The 18,686-nt window shown below is 69.6% G+C and carries 16 protein-coding genes and 1 pseudogene; 11 read left to right on the top strand and 6 right to left on the bottom strand.

The genetic code is table 11. From position 1 onward, the window contains the following. Both K7C20_RS00005 and K7C20_RS00010 read left to right on the top strand, forming a co-directional pair. Nucleotides 1-186: hypothetical protein (locus K7C20_RS00005; protein ID WP_222892550.1), on the top strand; the 186-nt coding region annotated here is incomplete at its 5' end. A gap of 1,555 nt (nucleotides 187-1,741) precedes the next feature. Beyond that, a complete protein-coding gene (locus K7C20_RS00010) occupies nucleotides 1,742-2,269 on the top strand; it encodes a phosphate-starvation-inducible PsiE family protein (RefSeq protein ID WP_245171281.1) in 528 nt (175 codons plus the stop codon). Here K7C20_RS00010 and K7C20_RS00015 read toward each other — a convergent pair. Beyond that, nucleotides 2,243-2,641: pseudogene (locus K7C20_RS00015) on the bottom strand (FUSC family protein); the annotation flags it as partial. The gene K7C20_RS00010 and the pseudogene K7C20_RS00015 sit on opposite strands and share 27 nt — an antisense overlap. 450 nt (nucleotides 2,642-3,091) lie before the next feature. Between K7C20_RS00015 and K7C20_RS00020 the strand changes: the two are divergent. Together K7C20_RS00020 and K7C20_RS00025 are read left to right on the top strand one after the other, a co-directional pair. Next, the gene (locus tag K7C20_RS00020) at nucleotides 3,092-4,906 is read left to right on the top strand and encodes an APC family permease (protein WP_030082479.1); all 1,815 of its coding nucleotides are present in this window, start codon (nucleotides 3,092-3,094) and stop codon (nucleotides 4,904-4,906) included. 163 nt (nucleotides 4,907-5,069) lie between these two features. Then, nucleotides 5,070-5,240, top strand: coding sequence for a hypothetical protein (locus tag K7C20_RS00025; RefSeq protein ID WP_160328731.1), 171 nt, complete (start codon nucleotides 5,070-5,072; stop codon nucleotides 5,238-5,240). 866 nt (nucleotides 5,241-6,106) lie between these two features. Here K7C20_RS00025 and K7C20_RS00030 read toward each other — a convergent pair. After that, entirely contained in the window at nucleotides 6,107-6,334 is a 228-nt protein-coding gene (locus K7C20_RS00030) for a hypothetical protein (RefSeq protein ID WP_209443950.1), read from the bottom strand. 146 nt (nucleotides 6,335-6,480) lie between these two features. Between K7C20_RS00030 and K7C20_RS00035 the strand changes: the two genes are divergently transcribed. Both K7C20_RS00035 and K7C20_RS37890 read left to right on the top strand, forming a co-directional pair. Then, complete coding sequence (locus tag K7C20_RS00035; protein ID WP_030082476.1) at nucleotides 6,481-8,424, top strand: MFS transporter; 1,944 nt, start codon at nucleotides 6,481-6,483, stop codon at nucleotides 8,422-8,424. Nucleotides 8,425-8,557: 133 nt separating this feature from the next. Continuing rightward, the gene (locus K7C20_RS37890; RefSeq protein ID WP_245171279.1) at nucleotides 8,558-8,749 is read left to right on the top strand and encodes an Hsp20/alpha crystallin family protein; all 192 of its coding nucleotides are present in this window, start codon (nucleotides 8,558-8,560) and stop codon (nucleotides 8,747-8,749) included. Between the two features lie 24 nt (nucleotides 8,750-8,773). Here the strand turns inward: K7C20_RS37890 and K7C20_RS00045 are convergent, their stop codons facing one another. Continuing rightward, nucleotides 8,774-9,223, bottom strand: coding sequence for a DUF1931 family protein (locus tag K7C20_RS00045; protein ID WP_030082474.1), 450 nt, complete (start codon nucleotides 9,221-9,223; stop codon nucleotides 8,774-8,776). Nucleotides 9,224-9,627: 404 nt separating this feature from the next. Here K7C20_RS00045 and K7C20_RS00050 point away from each other — a divergent pair, with 404 nt between their 5' ends. Beyond that, complete coding sequence (locus K7C20_RS00050; protein ID WP_030082472.1) at nucleotides 9,628-9,978, top strand: hypothetical protein; 351 nt, start codon at nucleotides 9,628-9,630, stop codon at nucleotides 9,976-9,978. Nucleotides 9,979-10,604: 626 nt separating this feature from the next. On the opposite strand, the gene K7C20_RS00055 is transcribed toward K7C20_RS00050, so the two are convergent. Further along, nucleotides 10,605-10,748, bottom strand: a complete 144-nt coding sequence (locus K7C20_RS00055; protein WP_160328730.1) for a hypothetical protein — start codon at nucleotides 10,746-10,748, stop codon at nucleotides 10,605-10,607. Nucleotides 10,749-10,825: 77 nt separating this feature from the next. On the opposite strand from K7C20_RS00055, the gene K7C20_RS00060 reads away from it, so the two are divergent. Next, nucleotides 10,826-13,027 carry an FUSC family protein gene (locus K7C20_RS00060; protein ID WP_053209401.1) on the top strand — a complete coding sequence of 734 codons (2,202 nt, stop codon included), beginning with the start codon at nucleotides 10,826-10,828 and terminating at the stop codon, nucleotides 13,025-13,027. An 86-nt stretch (nucleotides 13,028-13,113) separates the two neighbouring features. On the opposite strand, the gene K7C20_RS00065 is transcribed toward K7C20_RS00060, so the two are convergent. Together K7C20_RS00065 and K7C20_RS00070 are read right to left on the bottom strand one after the other, a co-directional pair. Continuing rightward, on the bottom strand, nucleotides 13,114-13,758 hold the full coding sequence (locus tag K7C20_RS00065) for an MEDS domain-containing protein (RefSeq protein WP_048829556.1): 645 nt from the start codon (nucleotides 13,756-13,758) through the stop codon (nucleotides 13,114-13,116). Between the two features lie 14 nt (nucleotides 13,759-13,772). After that, entirely contained in the window at nucleotides 13,773-15,386 is a 1,614-nt protein-coding gene (locus tag K7C20_RS00070; RefSeq protein ID WP_245171277.1) for a PucR family transcriptional regulator, read from the bottom strand. Nucleotides 15,387-15,699: 313 nt separating this feature from the next. Between K7C20_RS00070 and K7C20_RS00075 the strand changes: the two genes are divergently transcribed. Genes K7C20_RS00075 through K7C20_RS00085 form a run of 3 tightly spaced genes read left to right on the top strand, consistent with a single transcriptional unit; the run spans nucleotide 15,700 to nucleotide 18,682 of the window. After that, entirely contained in the window at nucleotides 15,700-16,188 is a 489-nt protein-coding gene (locus K7C20_RS00075; protein WP_053209399.1) for a general stress protein, read from the top strand. Between the two features lie 58 nt (nucleotides 16,189-16,246). Next, complete coding sequence (gene dnaK / locus K7C20_RS00080) at nucleotides 16,247-18,157, top strand: molecular chaperone DnaK (RefSeq protein WP_053209398.1); 1,911 nt, start codon at nucleotides 16,247-16,249, stop codon at nucleotides 18,155-18,157. 9 nt (nucleotides 18,158-18,166) lie between these two features. Beyond that, nucleotides 18,167-18,682, top strand: coding sequence for a nucleotide exchange factor GrpE (locus K7C20_RS00085; protein ID WP_107083421.1), 516 nt, complete (start codon nucleotides 18,167-18,169; stop codon nucleotides 18,680-18,682). Nucleotides 18,683-18,686 lie beyond the last annotated feature (4 nt).

Raw genomic sequence — 18,686 nt, forward strand, 5'->3', positions numbered from 1 at the left:
CACCGCCCGGGCCGCGTTCTGGGCATCGAGCGGGTCCGATTTGCCGCGCTGACGGCGGTCGGTCCGGTCGGGCCGGTTAACGTCGAGCACTTCCACGCCCTGGGCCAGCAGGACAGGGCCGCCCCGAAGGAGCCGGTCCCCTCCAACCCGGCCCGCCGCCCCGTGCCCAAGCCGCTGGCCCACTGAAGCAGTTGGCGGTACCCGGCCGCGGTGGCCGGGAACTCTTCGGTACCGATCACCGCCCCCACCAGGCAGAGCACGGCAGCCACATGAGCGTCCCGGTGCGTGTCCACGCCAAGGACCACCTCCCCCGTCGGCCGGCGTCGGCGAGTACGCGGGGTCAAGGACGAATCGGTCATGTTCGTTCACCTTCCCACCCGCTGGCGCACCGCGTGCCGGCACCGGACCGCCCGGACGGTCAGAACTGTGAATAAGCCTGTTTGGTCGGCAGGCCCCTATCGGGACACCCCCGGCCGGCCCGGTGCCGGCAATGCACCATCCCCGGCCAGCGGTCGACACAGCGTGAGTAAGACACCGCGGTCAGAGTTCTCATGAGTCAGACCCCGACCCGGGACAGCACCCACCCATGCTCCCAGCACAGCAGCCGCAACGCGGGGGCGCACGGAAGCGCATAGGGAACTCGCAGCGCTGGAGCCGTCTTTGTGTGCAGGGCGGGACACCCGCGCTCGCGCACGGGACACGGCCTCAGCCAGCCCCGGTCTCCTATCTCTGACCCACCATCTTCGGAGACGAACGGTCCGACCTCGGCCGCCTCGCGTGCGTCTCGGTCTCGACGATCCCGCGCCCGTCCTCGCGCCCTAGCCGACCGGCGGCGAGATCCAACGGCCGAAGGCCGACTGCACCTGTACTGGCACCTCCACCTGCTCTCAGATGCCGCGCTGAGTACAGATCCCGCAGTACGAGGGAGGGGCAGCCTCACGATTGAACGCCTCCCGGAGCTCCCCTCGGCCAGCGGGGCGTTGAAGGTGGCGGCGAAGACGCCCGCCAGGGCGCGGGACAGGCTCGTGCACAGCCGCCCAGGGGCGGTTGGCGCACACCCTGCCCTGGACCAGGCGGACGTGGCCGCCCAGGCCCCGCACCGCGGGGCGCTCGCGCCTGGAATCTCCCCGGGTGCCGGACGGCCGACGACGGCGGAAGCCAGCGGCTCTTCGTCCTGCGCGGCCAGTTGCCTGACGACGCCGACCACCGCCTGCCGCCCCCGGCGCCGCAGACGCCGGGAGCCGAGGGCGGGCAGTGAGATCAGTGCGACCCTGTGCTCAGGGTCGACCTCGGTGCTGACCGGATTGCGCTCCGCCCGGCTCGGCAGGTCGGTGAGGAAGACCCCGGTGTCCCAGTCGCCGTCCTCCAGACGGGTGCCGACGATTTCGGCCACGTCGGACACGTCGACCGGCTCGTCCGCCACCAGGGGCGCCGTCACGGTGCCCGCCCGCCAGCGGATGCCCCTGGCGATGCGGCGGCGCAGATCCCTCCGGCAGGCGGGGGCAGGTCCCGGGCGATCTCGGAGGGCAGGCCCGGCCCTGCGACCAGGACGAGCCGCAGGTTCCTGCCGTTCGTGTCCGCGTCGGGCCGCCTCATACACACGCGTCCTGCCGCCAGGTAGGCCTCGGTGATGTCGCGCCTCGTCCCTTTCCCCAGGCTGCCACCATAGGGAGGGTCCACCCGTTCACCCGTTCGACAGCACGCCGCGCCTGCGGGCCGTGGCACCCTTAGGGTGCTGACTGTGCGACCCATTCTTCCGAAGATCGAGGGCGGCCGGGTACAGGGCCTCCTGCAACTCATCGAGGACGGCATCCACCTCGTCGTCGCGACGCTCCTCGTACTGCTCGCGGGGCTCCTGACCGTCGGGGTCGTCCACGACATCATCAGGTCGATCCAGGGGCCGTACCGCGAGGATACGGTCGTTCTCTCCGCCCTGGACAACGGCCTTGTGCTGTTCATCGTGGCCGAGCTGCTCCACACCGTCCGCCTCACCATCAGGAACCAGACCCTCGACGCGGAGCCGTTCCTCGTCGTCGGCCTGATTGCCGGCATCCGCAAGGTGCTCATCGTGACGGCCGAGGCGGAGAAGACCTTCCGGTGGAACGTCGAGGGGATCGAACTGCTGATCCTGGCGGGGCTGATCCTCGTGATGGCGACAGCGGCGTACGTGTGGCGGCGCTCGACGCGGCCGGGAGACTACTTCCCGCTCCAGGAGGCGGGGCGCTCCCCGTCGCCGGCCCCGTCATCCACCCCGGTGCGCGGGTCCTGATCCGTCACCTTCCGCCTCCACGGCCGCCCGAACCCGCTGCTCCTCGCGAGCAGAGCCGACGTCCCGTTCCAGGGGTGTGCGGCTCACGGCCGTCGCGAGGTCCTCCAAGGCCCGTTTCTGCAGTCTCGCCCCGCGCCCCGCGCCCCGCACCACCGGGCTCCGGTCCCCGGCGGCTGCGTCCTCCCACGCGTGGAGCACTCCCTCCACGCGCCCCCAGACCGGATTCCTGTGCCGGCGCACGTCGACTGCCGCCTGCGTGGTGTCCGCCTCCTGGGCCTCGGCGAACCGCTCCGCCTCGGGGACGAAACGGCTGTCGGCCCGCAGGACGTGGCTCTCCATGAGCATCGCCACCCGGCCGAACCCCTTGAGCGCCATCCCTTCGCGGAACTCCGCCGGAAAGCTCTCCAATGATGACTCGCGACGCGCAGGGCACGCAGCCCGGAATAGCTCAGGACCACGTTCAGCCAGGCCCGCTCCGGGGCCCCACCAGTTGGCCGCTGTGGCCACCTGGGGTGCCAGGCGCCGCAGCATGCGGCGGCCGTCCGCCGGGTCGTCGATGCGTAGCAGGAAGTAGGCGCCGGTGTAGCGCGAGGGCCGTTGCCGCAGCACCGTGCCCTGGATGTCCGCCAGGTCCAGAACCTGCGCCTGGTGCGTCCTCCACGTCGCACCCGTCCAGCGCGGTGGGCGTGCAGGACCCCGGAGACTCTCCGAAGCTGGATCAGGCGGTTACCTCTCACCGAAATGGAGACATCATGAGCATTGCCGTTGTGCCACGGCCCGGCATGGGTGGGTGCATCCGCCAAATGAACGAGTGAGTTTCACGTGACGCTCGGGCTTGCGCTCAAGAAACCTCACCCCAAGGTCCCACGGCGACATGGCGAGGGCGGAAAGTCCCACCTGACCGTGATCCAGGGGCTGGCCGCCCTATCACTGGACGCCCTCAGCTCGGTCGCGTACGGCCCGGAGGCCATCGTCGTCGTGCTGGTGGCCGCCGGTTCGGGCGCGCTCACGGCGATGCTGCCGATCACCCTGGTCATCGCCGGGTTGCTGGCCGTCCTGGTCGTCTCCTACCGCCAGGTGATCGCCGTGCACCCGGACGGCGGTGGAGCCTACGCGGTGGCGAAGAAGGATTTGGGCAGAGCGGTCAGTCTGATGGCCGCGGCCAGCCTCATCATCGACTACGTCCTCACCGTCGCCGTCAGTCTCGCCGCCGGCGCCGCGAGCCTCGCATCGGCGTTTCCCGTGCTTTCCGATCATCTTCTGGCCGTATGCCTGATCGCGCTGTTCGTCCTCACCGTCGTCAATCTGCGCGGCATCGCGGACAGCGCGCGGGTGCTGATGCTGCCCACAGTGCTGTTCATCGTCAGCGTGATCGGTGTCATCGTCGTGGGGCTGTTTCGGGCCCATCCCGCAGCCACGGTCGGAACGTCCCAGTCCTTCCCCGCCGTCGAGGCGCTGGGCGTGCTCCTGGTGCTCAAGGCGTTCTCCGCGGGATGCTCGGCGCTGACCGGGGTGGAGGCCATCGCCAACGCCGTTCCGATGTTCCGCCAACCACGCGTCAAGCGGGCGCAACACACCGAGCTGATGCTGGGGTTGCTGCTGGGCGCCATGCTCATCGGGCTGTCGTTGCTGATCCGCCGCCATCACGTGGTGCCACGCGGCGGTGTGACGCTGCTGGCCCAGCTGACCGCCGGAGCCTTCGGGACCGGCTGGGCCTACTACGCCATCAGCCTCATCGTCACTCTCGTGCTGGGCATCGCCGCGAACACCAGCTTCGGCGGCCTCCCGGTCCTGATGAGCGTCCTCGCCAAGGACGACCGTCTCCCTCATCTGTTCGCCCTCCGCTCGGAGCGGCCCGTCCACCGCTGGGGCGTCGTGGCCCTGGCGGTGCTGGCCGGCGTCATGCTGGTCGTCGTCAGTGCCGACACCCAACGCCTGATCCCGCTCTTTGCCATCGGCGTCTTCGTCGGCTTCACCATCAGCCAGATCGGCCTCGTCCGGCACTGGAGCATGCAACGCCCCGACGGCTGGTTGCCCCGGGCGTTGATCAACGGCGTCGGGGCTGTGCTGACCGCCGTCGCCGGAATCGTCCTGCTCGCCACCAAGTTCCTCGCCGGTGCCTGGATCGTCGTCCTCATCGTGCCGCTGCTGATGCAGCTGTTCTCCCGGATCGAGCGCTATTACACGCGCGCTCGCGACCAACTCGGATTGGACGGCACCCCGCCACGCCCCACACGAACCCACAGTTTGGTCATCGTCCCCCTGGGCAGGGTCGACATGGTCGCCGCCGCCGCCCTCAACGCCGCGTCCTCACTGGGCGATGAGGTCGTCGTGGTCGCCGTCTTCGACGACCGGACGCAAGCAGACGCCATGCGCGCCGACTGGGCGCGATGGAACCCCGGCCCACGGCTCGACATCATCGACAGCCCCCAGCACTCCCTGGTCCATCCAGTCATCGGCTACGTCGAGCAGGTCGCCCGCAACGGCAGGCAGGTCGCCGTACTCATCCCCCAGGTGGAACCCCTGCACGGCCGCTACCGGATTCTCCAGAACCAACGGGGCATTCTCATGGCCGGCCTGCTGAGTTCCCGCACCGACGTAGTCGTATGCCTGCTCAAACTCCAGTTGGACCTGTGACCCCGTCACTCACGTGACGGCGCCCCCAGTGGCACACCATCAAGTTCTGTCATCACGGAGGCCCATTGGTTCCCCGAACCTGCAAGGCATGGCGCCTCTTCGCCCCGCCGAACTTGAAGGTCACGCCTGTAGCGGGGCCCCACGCTCCGTTGTAGTAAGCGGTGTGCCACAGCCGCCGGTCGGTGCCCGCGAGCAGAAGGTGGAGCTCTCCTTCGTGGAAGGCGAGTGCCGGAGCGGCGAGGTCTTGAAGGCCCTGGTAGGGATCAGGCTGGCGGTGGCCAAGCTGCTGCCGGTGTACCAGTTGCAGTGCATCGTGTCGTTGCCGCCGACGTGACGAGTACCCCTCGGTCAGCGGACATTCGGTGACCGACACAGTGCAGAGGGCGGAGGCGCCACGGGCCGTGGTCTGCTCCTTGACAGACCCGTCCGAACTCAGTGGTCCGCATTGACGAACCGGTGACCGGCAGCAGCCCGACGAGCTGCTCCTCCAGGTCGTGAGCTTCTCGTTCTGCTCGCTGCGGGCAGCGGCCCGCAGATGTGCTTTGGGTACATGTCCCGCGCCGCGGACCGCACCGTACGTCCTGGCAGATCGGCGGGCACCTGGGAGGAGATCCTGCCGTAGCTACACCGCGCCGGTGGCCGAGGCCACGGGCCGATAAGCCCGACCGTGACCGGTGCACGGCGCTCACACGTCCCTGCGCCGCGCTCCTGCTCCGCCACCCGAGCGACCGGGCCGCCCGCCGCTCGCACCCGAGCGCCGTGTCGGCGTCCTGATGCTGGCCGTCACTGCGCCGGCCGGCCCGATCGCAGACAGCGTCCTTGCGTGTCGCTGCCTTCACCCTCGCAAGCGCACCGGCCTCGCACCTCCGCCTGCGGGGTGAAAGCCCTCCCCACCGTTCGACCTCCGAGCGCAGGTGGGCTGCGGCGCGGGCAACCGGGGGCCTTGGGTACGTCTGCTGTCCACCGCCCTCCGGCGCGGCTCTCCTTTGTCTGCCCCACGGGAATACACTGGAGACCGGCCGTCACCTCCGTACGACGCGGTCCCAGGCCGGTCCCACGCGGACCCCAGACCGCAACTAAGCGCCGATCAGAGCGCGAGGTGAGGGCATGGCTGCCGACCCGCTTGCCGCGCTTGCGTACCACCGTGGGGCCCGCCAGCGTCGTGCCGCCCGCCCGTACGGGAGTGCCGGGCCCGGCCGGTCAGCGTGGCGGAGGCGTGACACCGGGCCCCGTACCGGCTCTTTTCGCACGGTGCTCGCGCAGCGCACGCAGCAGCCGCAGCGGGAACAGCCCGACGAGCGGCGCCCGACGCCCCAGGTCCTCCTGGTCCTCGTGGTCGAAGGCCCGTGCATAGCGCCGGGCATCCTCGGCCGCCGGATACCGTTTGGCGCCCTGCGCCCCGCATCCGCGCGCACAGTGCCAGCGCATCGTGTCGCCTTCGCTGAGGAAGCGGAAGCGATGTCCGAGAAGGCGACAGCGCAACATAGAGATCCACCCTACGCGGAGCCAGGCGATCCGGCCCGCCCGCCCGCTCCTCCACTGAACTGCTGATGGCGAGTACGCGGAGGAACACCATGACCACCAGCACCGAACTGACTACAGTCACCACCCGCGTCCCGGCCCGACTCGACCGACTGCCGTGGTCCCGCTTTCACTGGCGGATCGTGATCGGCCTCGGGACCGTCTGGATTCTCGACGGACTCGAAGTGACGATCGTCGGCGCAGTGGCGGCCCGTATGACCGAGCCGGGCAGCGGCATCTCCCTCACCAGCGCCGACATCGGCACGGCCGCCGCGATCTATGTGGCGGGAGCCTGTTTCGGAGCGCTCCTGTTCGGCCGTCTCACGGACCGCTTCGGCCGTAAGAAGCTGTTCATGGTGACGCTGGGGATCTACATCCTCGCCACCGTCGCCACCGCGTTCTCCCAGGACGCCTGGTACCTCTTCCTCGCCCGGTTCATCACCGGCATGGGCATCGGCGGCGAGTACGCCGCGATCAACTCGGCCATCGACGAGCTGATTCCGGCGCGCAACCGGGGTCAGGTGGACCTGGCCATCAACGGCAGCTACTGGGTCGGAGCGGCGCTCGGGGGCCTGGTCTCACTGGTCCTGCTCGACACGCATCTGCTCGCGCCGAACCTCGGCTGGCGGCTGGCGTTCGGCCTCGGCGGCGTCCTCGGCCTGGGCATCATGCTGGTACGCCGTCACGTCCCGGAGAGCCCGCGATGGCTGTTCATCCACGGACGGGAGGGGGAGGCCGAGCGCGTCGTCGACCGGATCGAGGCCGAAGTGCGCGCGGAGAGGGGCCAGGACCTGCCGAAACCGGGCGAGGCCATCACCATCCGGCAGCGCGATGTCATCCCCTTCACGGAGATCGCCCGGGTGGCCCTGCAGCGGTATCCACGCCGCGCGATCCTCGGACTGGCGCTGTTCGTCGGACAGGCGTTCCTGTACAACGCGATCATCTTCGACCTGGGCACCGTACTGAGCGGGTTCTTCGGTGTGGGGTCGAGCTCTGTCCCGTACTTCCTGGCCATCTTCGCGGTCGCCAACTTCCTCGGACCGCTCTTCCTGGGCCGACTGTTCGACACCATCGGCCGGAAGCCGATGATTGCGGGCACCTACTTCGGCTCGGCGGCCGTCGCCGTTGCCCTCGCCGTCCTGCTGATCACCGGCTCGCTGACGGCATGGTCGTTCTTCGCGCTGATCTCGGTGACCTTCTTCGTGGCCTCCGCGGGAGCGAGTTCGGCCTACCTGACGGTCAGTGAGGTCTTCCCCATGGAGACCCGCGCGCTGTCCATCTCCCTGTTCTTCGCGGTCGGTACGGCCGTCGGCGGTATCACCGGGCCGCTGCTGTTCGGCAACTTCATTCACAGCGGTCACACCGGACTGGTGGCCCTGGGCTTCCTCATCGGAGCCGCGGCCATGGCCCTAGGCGGACTGGCCGAGGTGTTCTTCGGTGTCCGGGCCGAGCAGCAGTCCCTGGAGAACATCGCCAGACCACTCACCGCTGGGGAGGCCGAGGCGGACTGGCGCAACGAGCCCTCTCCGGACGCCGTCCGCGAACGCGCCCGCCCCGAGGGCGTCCGGCAGGCGGCCCGCGAGCGGGAGCGGCGGATCGCCGACCGCACGGCCCGTCGCCGGGAACGCGAGCGCACCGGGGTACGCCGGTACCGTCCGGGAACGGGCAGTTCGCTCTACTCACCGGGCATGGCCGGCACGGCCGGCACAGCGAGCCGCACCTCGGCCATGGCCGAGCGGTCCCTCGACCACGAGATCGAGCAGGTCTCCCGAGCCCTCGCAGAGCACGGCCCGACCCGGCGCGACGAGCTCGAGCGGACCGTCGACGGACGGTCGTGGGGCCCCGGCCGCTTCCGAAACGCCCTGCACGAGGCCGTCCGGGAGTCGCGCGCGAAGAACCTGCCGGATGACCTCTACGGTCCGCCGGGCCGGGCCGCCGGCCACGGCGAAGGACCCGGAAAGACCCCGAAGACAGGAGAGGACGGAGGTGATGGGTGATGACCTCACCCATCCGACGACAGCGTACGAGTGGAACGATGGAGCGGCAGACCTACCGGACGCGGAACCCGCTGGCGGAGTTCGACGAACTCATCAACCAGATGGGCGGGCTGATCGAGTCACCGTGGGAGGCGTGCCCAGCACAGCCATGCCGACGTGGATCCCGCTCGCGGATGTAACCGAAACCGACGACAGCTACCAGGTCGACGTGGAGCTCCCCGGAATGAAGAGCAAGGACATCGATGTCGAGGTCAGCGGCCAGGAACTGGTCATCTCCGGAGAGATCAAGGAACGTGGCGGGTGGCTCTGGCCCCTGGAGGGGTGACCTGCACAATCCGGGCAGGGCCGGCTACAGGAGCAGGTCGAAGATGGCGGTCGCGCCCTCCCAGTGCTTGGTCTGGGGGTTTTTGACGCCGGGGTACATGATCTTGAAGGTTTCGGCGAGTGCCAGGCTCAGCCCGCCAATGATCTCCGGGTACCGGGCCTCGGTCTCCTCACTGGGTGCCCGGTCGAGCAGGGGGTGCGCGGCCAACTGCTCGAGGATCGGCTTGAGCTCGACCTCCTCGTCCAGCCGCCGGAACCGGTGAATGCTCTCCTGAAGCCCCTTGGTGATCGGTAGATCCCATAGTTCGACGATGTCCCGGTCGTTCGCCTTGGCCGCGGCCTGGGCGACGAGCAGGAGGTCGTAGAGCTTGCCGTCGACGAAGTCGCTGTACCGCTTCAGATCGTTCTTGTCCACATCGAGACTTGCGGCGGCACGGAAGAACCTTTCGAACCTGGACACGCCCATCACGGTCATGCCTTTCGCCTCCTCGCCCTCGGTGACTGCCCCACACCGGCGACTGTCCGCGCACCGGCGGGCAATTCCCAGTTCCAGGATTCCAGGCACCTCCGGGGCACGCCTGCGCATGCCAGGCCGAAGCCGTGGCGCTTATTTCACCTGACAGGCCAAGCGATCGGAAAGTTCCCGGAATTGGCCGTGAGAGCGGCCCGTCGGCGGCGTAGGATGGGCGTAAAGAAGAGGACGCGAAGCGTTACCTCGCCGCATGAGCCATGGACGCTCCGGACCGGCGGATCATCCGCCGCGGATACAGGGGCACACAGTCAGGCAATCGAGCGTTATCCCCTCCCCCCGGTGAGCGTCATTCCCGGAGGCTTTCCCGCAGACCCGTGGCACGGCAACGCGTGGGAGGTGTGAACCTCGTGGTGGTGAAGTTGAACGCACGAGCCTTTGATCACGCGAAGAAGCTGGTCAAGGAACGGCAGGTGGTACTCGACGACCGGGACGAGTGGAGCGAACACCGCCCCTCGGCCGAGGAGGAGAACCGCTACCTGGAGCAGCACGGCTTCGCCGAATACCGGAAGTGGTACCTCGGCGAAGACGACGAACAGAACGAAGAGAACAAAGGCCGGTACAAGTTCCCCTATGGCGACTTCGAGAAGGTGCACCGCTGCGGAGTCCTCTCCGCGGAGTCACGCGCCGGGCAGTACAAGCACACCGACATAGAGGTTGCCGTGGCTCATGTGCACGGAATGCTGGAAGAACTTTCCTGAGCCAGACTCACGCCCCGCCTGCCGTCCCCGCACCGCCCTGTGCCAATGCACCCGCCCCGCGGTCTCACGGGCACCGGCGGCAGTTCGGGAGCAGCCAACCGCTCCCCGTCCTACCGTGCCTCTCCGAACCCGAAGCCGGGCATCGGTGTCCCCCAGTCCGATTCGCGCGACGCGCTCACCAGCCAGCGGGCCCGCGCCACCATCGCCTCCCACCTTCTCAACGCCCGCGAGCCGTTAACCCTCAACGACCTGCAGCAATGGCCGGCGAGCGCTACTGCAGTGACGACTTCTTCGCCAAGTGTCCGCGCCGGCTGGCCTGCGCACGCTGCCCGTTCTACGTCCCAAGCACTCCACCCGCGGCCAACTGCTAGCCGTCAAGGACCGCATCGACCAGATGCTCCAGCAGTTCGACCTCACCGACGACGAACGCGAAGCCTCGAAGGAGACCGCGAAGCGTTCACCGCTCTCGCCGAACGCCTCGCGGCCCCCCCCACACCCGCCATACCGACCCCGAGAGAACTCGGAACGACGGACGGCTTCATCCCCCTGCCCCGCCTCATGAAGACGATCACACGACCGAATGGAGAAGATCCCAAGTAGGTGCTCTCACTCGCCCAGGCGAACACTCAGCTGGCTGCCCGGCTCCCGGAACCCGAGCGCAGCCGCCACACATCGAGATGCCGCGGGGCCGGCGCCCGTGACAGCGGCACCTGGATCCGCCCCTTCTGGTGGCCGGCGTTCCAGCCGGACTCCTCGGTTCGCTCCGACACCGCGAGGTACCTCACGTGGGCGGCTGCACGGTGCGGCTGACGGCGGACGGCCCCGGCCTCGCCCTAAGCTCGGCGCCGTGACGTGGCTGCGGGCGCTGGGGCTGATCGTGCGCTCCGGGCTGACGATTGAGAGGACCCGGCTCGAGCCGCTGGTCGCACTGCGCGCCGCGGCCGGAGTGGCAACCGTGATCGGGCTCGCGCTGTGGCTCGTCTCCCCGGCCTATGCCACGTCCGCCGCGTTCGGAGCCTTCTCGGCCGGCACCGCCACGTTCCAGCGGAGTTGGCGCCCGCGCAAGGTGCTCGCGCTGGCCGCCGGCGCGGGCCTGGCGCTCAGCACCTTCCTTGGATATCTGGCGGGGGCGCACCCCGTGCCGTTCCTCCTGCTGCTCGCCGTGTGGTCCTTCGGCGCCGGAATGGCCTGGGCCGCGGGCTCGACCGCCGGGATCGTCGCGGCCACCACGATCGGCATCATGCTGGTGACCATCACCCTGCCGACCACCGTGGTGCAGGCGCTGGAGCACAGCGCGGTGATCGCCTTCGGCGGTGTGGTGCAAGCGACGCTGATCCTGCTGTTCCCGATCCGCCGCTGGGGAGCGCACCGGGACGCGCTCGCCTACGCCCTCGCCGCCGTGGCCGACTACGCCCGACGGCTGCGGCACGACCCGGTGGCCCCCTTCGCCCCGGAACCGATGATGACGGCCCGGGACGCCGCGGCGGTCACGCCGTGGCAGGCGCGCCGGCGGCCCGCCGCCTTGCACGGCCCCCGCGGCCTGGCCGAGCGCATCCGCCCGGTCCTCGCCTCCCTCGCCGACCCCCGGGTCGGCGCTCCGGCGGAGGGGCCGGAACGCGACCGGACGCGGGAAATCCTGAAGGCGGCCGGCGAGGTGCTGGACGCCGCTGCCCACTCGATCCGCCGCGGTACCCCGGTCCGGGTGCCCTCCGAAGCCATGGAGGTCCTCTGGAGCGGGGAGGAGGAGGTGCTGCGGGGGCCGGCGCGGCTGGCAGCGGTGCGGCTGTTCGATCTGCTTCGCGAGGTCGTGGAGACCGCGGACAGCGGCGACACTCAGGCGGCTAAGGCCCCGGCACTGGTGCGTCCGACCATGTTCCGGATGGTGCCGGTCGTGCTGCGTGCGATGTTCCGCGAGCTGGCCTGGGACTCGACTGTTCTCCGGCACGCTGTACGTCTCGCCGGGGTGGCTTGCCTCGGCTACCTGCTCGGCAATGCGCTTCCGCTGGGCCACGGCTACTGGGTGCCGATCACCTCCGTCATGGTGCTGCGGCCCGACTTCCACCAGACCTACTCCCGTGCTGTGGCCCGGTTCGCCGGCACTCTCGTCGGCGTCGGGCTGGCCACCGGAGTGGTGCAGTTGGCGCACCCGGGCGCATATCTGTCCGGCGGGCTGGCCGTGGTCTCGGCCGGGTTGATGTACCTGCTGATGCGCACCGGGTACGCGGTCTCGCAGTCCTTCGCCGCAGCGTATGTCGTCTTCCTGCTCGGGATGGGGGGCGAGGAGTGGCACCAGACGGTGCGGGACCGAGTGCTGCTGACCCTGCTCGGCGGTGCGCTCGCGATGCTGGCCTATGTGGTCTTCCCGGCCTGGGAGACCCCGCGGCTGCTGGACCGTCTCGCGGACTGGCTCGCCGCGAACGGGCGGTACGCGGCGGCGGTGGTCGGCAGCTACGCGGATCCCGGCGGCGGGCATCGCGCGGAAGTGCGGCAGGCACTGCTTGCCGCCCGTAAGAAGGAGGCCGCGTGGGACGAGGCTTTCGAGCGGTCCAATCAAGAGCCGGTGAAGCATCGTGGACTGACCCGCAGTGCGGCCCAGGAGGCGTATGAGGCGCTCAAGTCGATGGGGCGGGCGGCGATGCTTCTGGAGGCCCATCTGCCGGGACGAGGGGTGCGGCCCGTCCCGGAGGCCGCACTGTTCGCGGCGGCTCTGCGGGCGGACACCGCGCGTGCGGCGCGGGACGTACGCGAGCGGCGGGCCCCGGGGTGGGAGCGGGTAGCGGCGGCGCTCGACGCCTGGGAGGGCGCGGACGGCGGTGATGATCCGGTGGTGCGGCGTGGCGCGGAACTTTTGCTGGGAGCCCTGGAGGAGCTGACGGCTGCGCTGGGCACGACACCGCTGGAACGGGATGTCGAGTCGGTCCGGGAGGCGCGGGAGGACCGACAGGAGCGACCGGCACCGGAGGAAGAGGGGGCAGATGCGGAAGAGGAGCAGGAACTCCGGCGGCGGCGCGGTGACGGCTCGGCTCCGCCACCCAAGGACGTCGGATAGGCAGCGCCGCGTTCCGTGCGGCAAGCCGGGGTTTCGTGCCGGAACCGGACGGCGGGATGTGCGCACGCCCGGAGCCGTGAGGGGTGTCAGGTCTCCCCGGAGGCCGGTGGCCCGGTCTCCTCATCGGGATCGAGGAAGTACGGATTTTCCATGATCATGCCGTTCAGCCAGACCTTCGGATGGGCCTTGATCAGTGGGACGATCAGGTCACTGTGGAACAGCTCCAGGTCGTACATGCACATCCCCACCTGGGGATGCGACCGCAGCCACCGGGTCGCGTGCATCTCGTAGCGGACCAGGTCCTGGACGAAGGCGGGCTGCACCAAGGGCTGGGCCCAGCTCATATCGGCGGCAAGCCGGGCGCAGGTGTCGTTGTCGGACGGGAACATCTCGTCCGACCATGCGGAGAGCCGGGCCAGTGTGCGGTCTCCGTCGAAGGTCCCGTCCCGCAGATACTCATCCGGGCCCCTGATCTGGAGGTTGTTGCCGCCCCGGCCCACCGCGGGGGCGTGAGAGGCCAAGACGTCGCGAAAAGTACAGCCGTCGCCCTCGGTGCCCAAGAGGAGGCAGATGTGCCCTGCACTCAGGCCCTCCGCCAAGAAGGGGGTCATGAGCTGGTCCCGCTCGGCACGCCCCCAGTACAGGGCACAGATGTGGTCGCCGGGAGTCAGTTGTACTCCGCCCAGGTGAGCGACAGCGGCCACGGGAGTGTCCGCTGTCCGCCGGTGCATCGCTCGCCTCCTGGTCAGGGGCAGCCGCCCAGGACTTTCCACACCCGGGTGGCCACGTGCAGGTTCAGCCGGCTGTCGACGTCCCCGAGGTCGCTGCCGCTGACCTCGCGGATGCGCTGGAGCCGGTATCGCAGGGTGCTGCGGTGGATGGGGAGGGCGGCTGCCGTGGCGTCGTAGTTGCCGCCGCACTCGAAGTACTGGGAGAGGGTCTGGACCAGGTCCGAGTGGTGTGCGGCGTCATAGTCCAGGAGCGGGCCGAGCCACTCACGGACGAACTGCTCGACCTCCCGGTAGCCGCCGCCCGACCCCAGGATGCGGTAGAGACCCAGTTCGTCGAAGGTCGTGGTGCCGTGGGGGGACTGAGAGCGCTGGCGGACCTCCAGGGCGCGCAGCGCTTCCTGGAACGAGCGGGGGATCTCGCTCGGGGTGTCGCAGCGGCCGCCCACACCGATCGAGCCGGTGGGCGAGCCGAGTTCACGGCCCACTGCCTCGTGCAGGGCCTTCGCCTGCGGACGGCCTTGCAGTACGAGGACGGCCATCCCGGACCGTCTGGCCAGCAGTGACCGCATCCGCAGCCCGGCTGCCGACCTGCCGACCGCTTGCACGAAGGTATCGTCGGCCGGCCGGCCCGCCCATTGCACGGCGGCGAGATAGTGCGGACCGTGCAGGTCATGGCCGACGGCGGCGGCCCTGGCGTAGGCGCTCGCGTCGTCGGTGCCGGTGATCAGGTCGTCCACAAGTTCGCGTCGTAGCCGCAGTTCCACCTCGGCGAGGTTGCGCAGATGGGCCAGTTCCAGGGCCAGCGCAGCGCTGGCGTAATCGAGGGCGAACCGTTCTTCCTCGCCGGCGCCTGCTTCGGGGTCGATCAGGGCCACGGTGCCGAGGACCTCGCCGCGGTGCTGGGCCAGCGCGATGACCTGTTCCGCCACCCGCACCGGCCGCTGCCGGCGGGCCGCATCCTGCAGAAGCTCTTCGTGCGGGGTCGCCTCGGGTTTGGGGTAGGGGTCCGGGCGGCCCGGGCCCGCCCAGGCCCACAGATTGCCGAAGCGGTCCTCGATGGCGACCGGGTATCCGGTGAGCCGGTGGAGGGCCCCGGCGATGCCCTGTACGCCGTCGTCGTTCGCGGAGGCGTTGCTGAGCATCTCGTGGACGGAGCGCTGATGCTCCAGTTCGGAGACGGACGTGGTGAGCCGGGCGTTCGTGGCCGCCCGGTCATCGTTGACCTGCCGAAGCCGCTGCGTACGGTCGCGTTCCGTGCGCCGGGCCAGGGCTTGCGTCAGGGCCGCCGCGGTGTGCTGAGCCAGGACCCGCAGCAGGAAGTACTCGTCATCGGTGGGCTGGGACGGTGCGCTGATCACCAGGTGGCCGACGGCGTCCGCCTTGCTGTGCAGCGCGAGGCTCCAGCCCCATTCCCGGTCCGGCACCGTGACCGGCCCACCCTGACCGCCCAGTCTCCGGACCTGGGCATCGAGGTGGGGGGTGGCGTGGGGCCAGTCGGCGGGGATGCGGGCCAGGCCGTTGTCGAGCGTGAGGTAGGCGGCCTCGGCGCGGCACGGACCGAGGGTGCCAACGGCGGTGACGGCCCGCGTCAGGACATCGCTCTCGTCCGGCGCGTCATTCATGATCATCGAGAGCACGATAAGGCTGTACAGGTTCGCCAGGTGCTCGCGGCCCCAGCTGTTCCGGGGGGACCGGCCCGTCGCGCCCGATGTCGTGGCCATGGTGGGATCACGGGCCTTTCTAAGGGACTCGCCCGGGATCCACACTACCCAATGACGCAGATCTTGTCCGATATGTCGGCTTCGATCAGCTCACCCTGGCAGACCGAGATTGCCTACGGATTTCGGCCTCGCAGGCGCAGGCCCCGGGTCGCCTGCGATGGCGAGACTGAAGCGGTCAGCCGTGAACCAGTAGCAGCGGCGTGCGCCGGGAGGAGGGGACATGAGCCAGCGGGACCGTCGGACCATCGCGTCCTACCCCACCTACGCGGAGGCGGAACGCGCCGTCGATTACCTGTCCGACCAGGAATTCCCGGTGGAACGAGTCGCCATCATCGGCCACGATCTGCAACTCGTCGAACAAGTTGTCGGCCGTGTCGGCTTTGGGAGGGCGGCGCTGAGCGGGGCCGCGTCCGGTGCTCTCCCCGGCGCTCTGATCGGCTGGCTTTTCGGTCTGCTCAATTGGCTCAACCCGGTGCTGTCGTCGCTGCTGCTGGCCCTTTACGGGCTGATCTTCGGTGCGCTGATCGGCGCGCTGCTCGGACTGCTTCTGTACAGCGTGCAGCGCGGGCGCCGCGACTTCGCTTCGGTCAGCACGATGCAGCCGACCCGGTACGAGGTCGTGGCGGACGCCGAGGTGGCCGATCAGGCCGCCAAGCTGCTCAACCGGCTCGGGAGCGCGGCGGCCGGCACGACCGCCACCGAGAAGTGAGACCCCGCGGCACAGGGCGCGCGAACGCTTCCGTGGCTTTCGATGAAGGAGTATCCCCATGGCTAAGGCAGTCGGCATTGACCTCGGAACCACCAACTCGGTGATCGCCGCGTGGGAGGGCGGTGAGGCGACGGTTCTCCCGAATTCCGAGGGCAGCCGCACGACCCCTTCGGTCGTCGCGTTCACCGACACGGGCGAGCGGCTCGTGGGCCAGTTGGCCCGCCGCCAGGCGATCCTCAACCCCAAGGGAACCATCTACTCGGCAAAGCGCTTCATCGGCCGCCGCTTCGACGAGATCTCGGACGAGGCGAAGGCCGTCGGCTTCGACGTGGTCGCCGACGACCATGGCAATGCGCGCTTCGAGGTACGCGGCAAGCTGTACGCGCCGGAGGAGATCAGCGCTCTGGTGCTGCGCAAACTCGCCGACGATGCCGCGAAGCAGCTGGGCGAGAAGGTGACGGAGGCCGTCATCACCGTCCCCGCCTACTTCAACGACGCCCAGCGCACCGCGACCAAGGACGCGGGGCGCATCGCGGGCCTGGAGGTCCTGCGCATCATCAACGAGCCCACGGCGGCGGCGCTCGCCTACGGGCTGGACAAGAAGGGGCACGAGACCGTGCTCGTTTTCGACCTGGGCGGCGGCACCTTCGACGTCAGCCTGCTCGACGTCGGCGACGGGGTGGTCGAAGTCCGGTCCACCGCGGGCGACAGCCACCTGGGCGGCGACGACTTCGACCGACGGCTGGTGGACCATCTGGCGGACAACTTCCAACGGGACAACGGCATCGATCTGCGGAACGACCCGCAGGCCCTGCAACGGCTTTTCGAGGCCGCGGAGAAGGCCAAGACCGAACTCAGCTCGGTCACCCAGACGCAGGTCAGCCTGCCGTTCATCACCGCGGACGCCGCCGGCCCGAAGCATCTGACCGAGACGGTCATGCGGTCCACGTTCGAGCAGATCACCTCCGACCTGGTCGAGCGGACCATGGAACCGGTCAAGCAGGCGATGGCCGACGCCAAGATCAGCGAGAGCGATATCGACGAGGTCATCCTCGTGGGCGGCTCCACCCGTATCCCCGCCGTCCAGAACCTGGTCCGCCGGCTTACCGGCGGCAAGGACCCGAACATGAGCGTCAACCCCGACGAGGTCGTGGCCATGGGCGCCGCGATCCAGGCCGGAGTGCTCAAGGGCGACGTCAAGGACGTGCTGCTGCTCGACGTCATCCCGCTGTCGCTGGGCGTGGAGACCCGCGGCGGTGTGATGACCAAGATCATCGAGCGGAACACCACCATCCCGGTCCGGCGCACGGAGACCTTCTCCACCGCCGAGGACAACCAGGGAGCCGTCGACATCGTCGTCCTGCAAGGAGAGCGCGAGCTCGCGAAGGACAACCGCGTCCTGGGCCGCTTCCAGCTCAAGGACATCCGCCCCGCGCCCCGTGGCGAGCCGCAGGTCGAGGTCACCTTCGATGTCGATGCCAACGGCATCCTGAACGTCACCGCGCGTGACAAGGACACCGGCGCCGAGCAGGGCATCACCATCAGCGAGGGCTCCAACCTCGACCAGAACGAGGTCGAGCGGATGGTCCAGGAGGCCGAAGCGCACCGCGGCGAGGACCAGGCGCTGCGCGCGGCGGTGGACGCCCGCAACGAGCTGGACGCCGTGGCCTACCAGGTCGAACGCCGGCTGAACGAGCTGGGCGACGCCGCGCCCGCGCACGAGAAGGCCCGCGCCGAGATGCTCGTCACCGACGCCAGGGAAGCCGTCAAGGGAGAAGCGCCGCTCGACAAGGTCAGGTCGCTGACCTCCGAACTCCAGCAGATCCACGCCTCGCTGGCCTCCCACCAGGCAGGCGCGGGCCCGTCCGCGGAGGAGCGGGCCACGGCGGACGCCGGGGCAGGCGGTGCTTCGGGCAGCTCCGCCGGATCCGACGACGACGTGGTCGACGCCGAATTCGACAAGAGCTGAGGTGCGGCGATGTCCACCGAACAGGAGCCGACGACGCCCCAGGACGAGCTGAGCCAGGCCCTGCCCCCGGAGCAGCCGGAGGTGGACGACCACGCCGCGGCCCTCGACGAGCTCCAGGACCGCTGGCGCCGGGCCCTCGCGGACCTCGACAACCTCCGCAAGCGCCATGCCAAGGAACTGGACGCCGTACGGAACGAGGAACGCGCCCGCACCGCGGTGGCCTGGCTGCCGGTGGTCGACAATCTGGACCTGGCGCTCACACATGCCGGATCCGATCCGTCCGCCGTGGTCGAAGGCGTCAAGGCCGTACGCGACCAGGCGGTCGACGTGCTCCGCCGGCTCGGGTATCCCCGCTACGAGGAGACCGGAGTGCCGTTCGACCCGGCCGTGCACGAGGTCGTCGGCACCGTCGACGACCCCGATGCCGAGCCGAACACCGTCGTGCAGGTGGTGCGTCCCGGCTACGGCGAGGGGAGCCGGCAGCTGCGCCCCGCGGCCGTCATGGTCAGCAAGCGGCAGGAGTGACGCC

Source organism: Streptomyces decoyicus (assembly GCF_019880305.1).
Lineage (GTDB): Bacteria > Actinomycetota > Actinomycetes > Streptomycetales > Streptomycetaceae > Streptomyces > Streptomyces decoyicus.

Bases quoted from the DNA above. Each gene is read 5' to 3' on its own strand.
- K7C20_RS00030 (WP_209443950.1), bottom strand. From the start codon at position 6,334: ATGCGCTGGCACTGTGCGCGCGGATGCGGGGCGCAGGGCGCCAAACGG.
- K7C20_RS00035 (WP_030082476.1), top strand. From the start codon at position 6,481: ATGACCACCAGCACCGAACTGACTACAGTCACCACCCGCGTCCCGGCC.
- K7C20_RS00045 (WP_030082474.1), bottom strand. From the start codon at position 9,223: ATGACCGTGATGGGCGTGTCCAGGTTCGAAAGGTTCTTCCGTGCCGCC.
- K7C20_RS00065 (WP_048829556.1), bottom strand. From the start codon at position 13,758: ATGCACCGGCGGACAGCGGACACTCCCGTGGCCGCTGTCGCTCACCTG.
- K7C20_RS00070 (WP_245171277.1), bottom strand. From the start codon at position 15,386: ATGATCATGAATGACGCGCCGGACGAGAGCGATGTCCTGACGCGGGCC.
- K7C20_RS00075 (WP_053209399.1), top strand. From the start codon at position 15,700: ATGAGCCAGCGGGACCGTCGGACCATCGCGTCCTACCCCACCTACGCG.
- dnaK (WP_053209398.1), top strand. From the start codon at position 16,247: ATGGCTAAGGCAGTCGGCATTGACCTCGGAACCACCAACTCGGTGATC.
- K7C20_RS00085 (WP_107083421.1), top strand. From the start codon at position 18,167: ATGTCCACCGAACAGGAGCCGACGACGCCCCAGGACGAGCTGAGCCAG.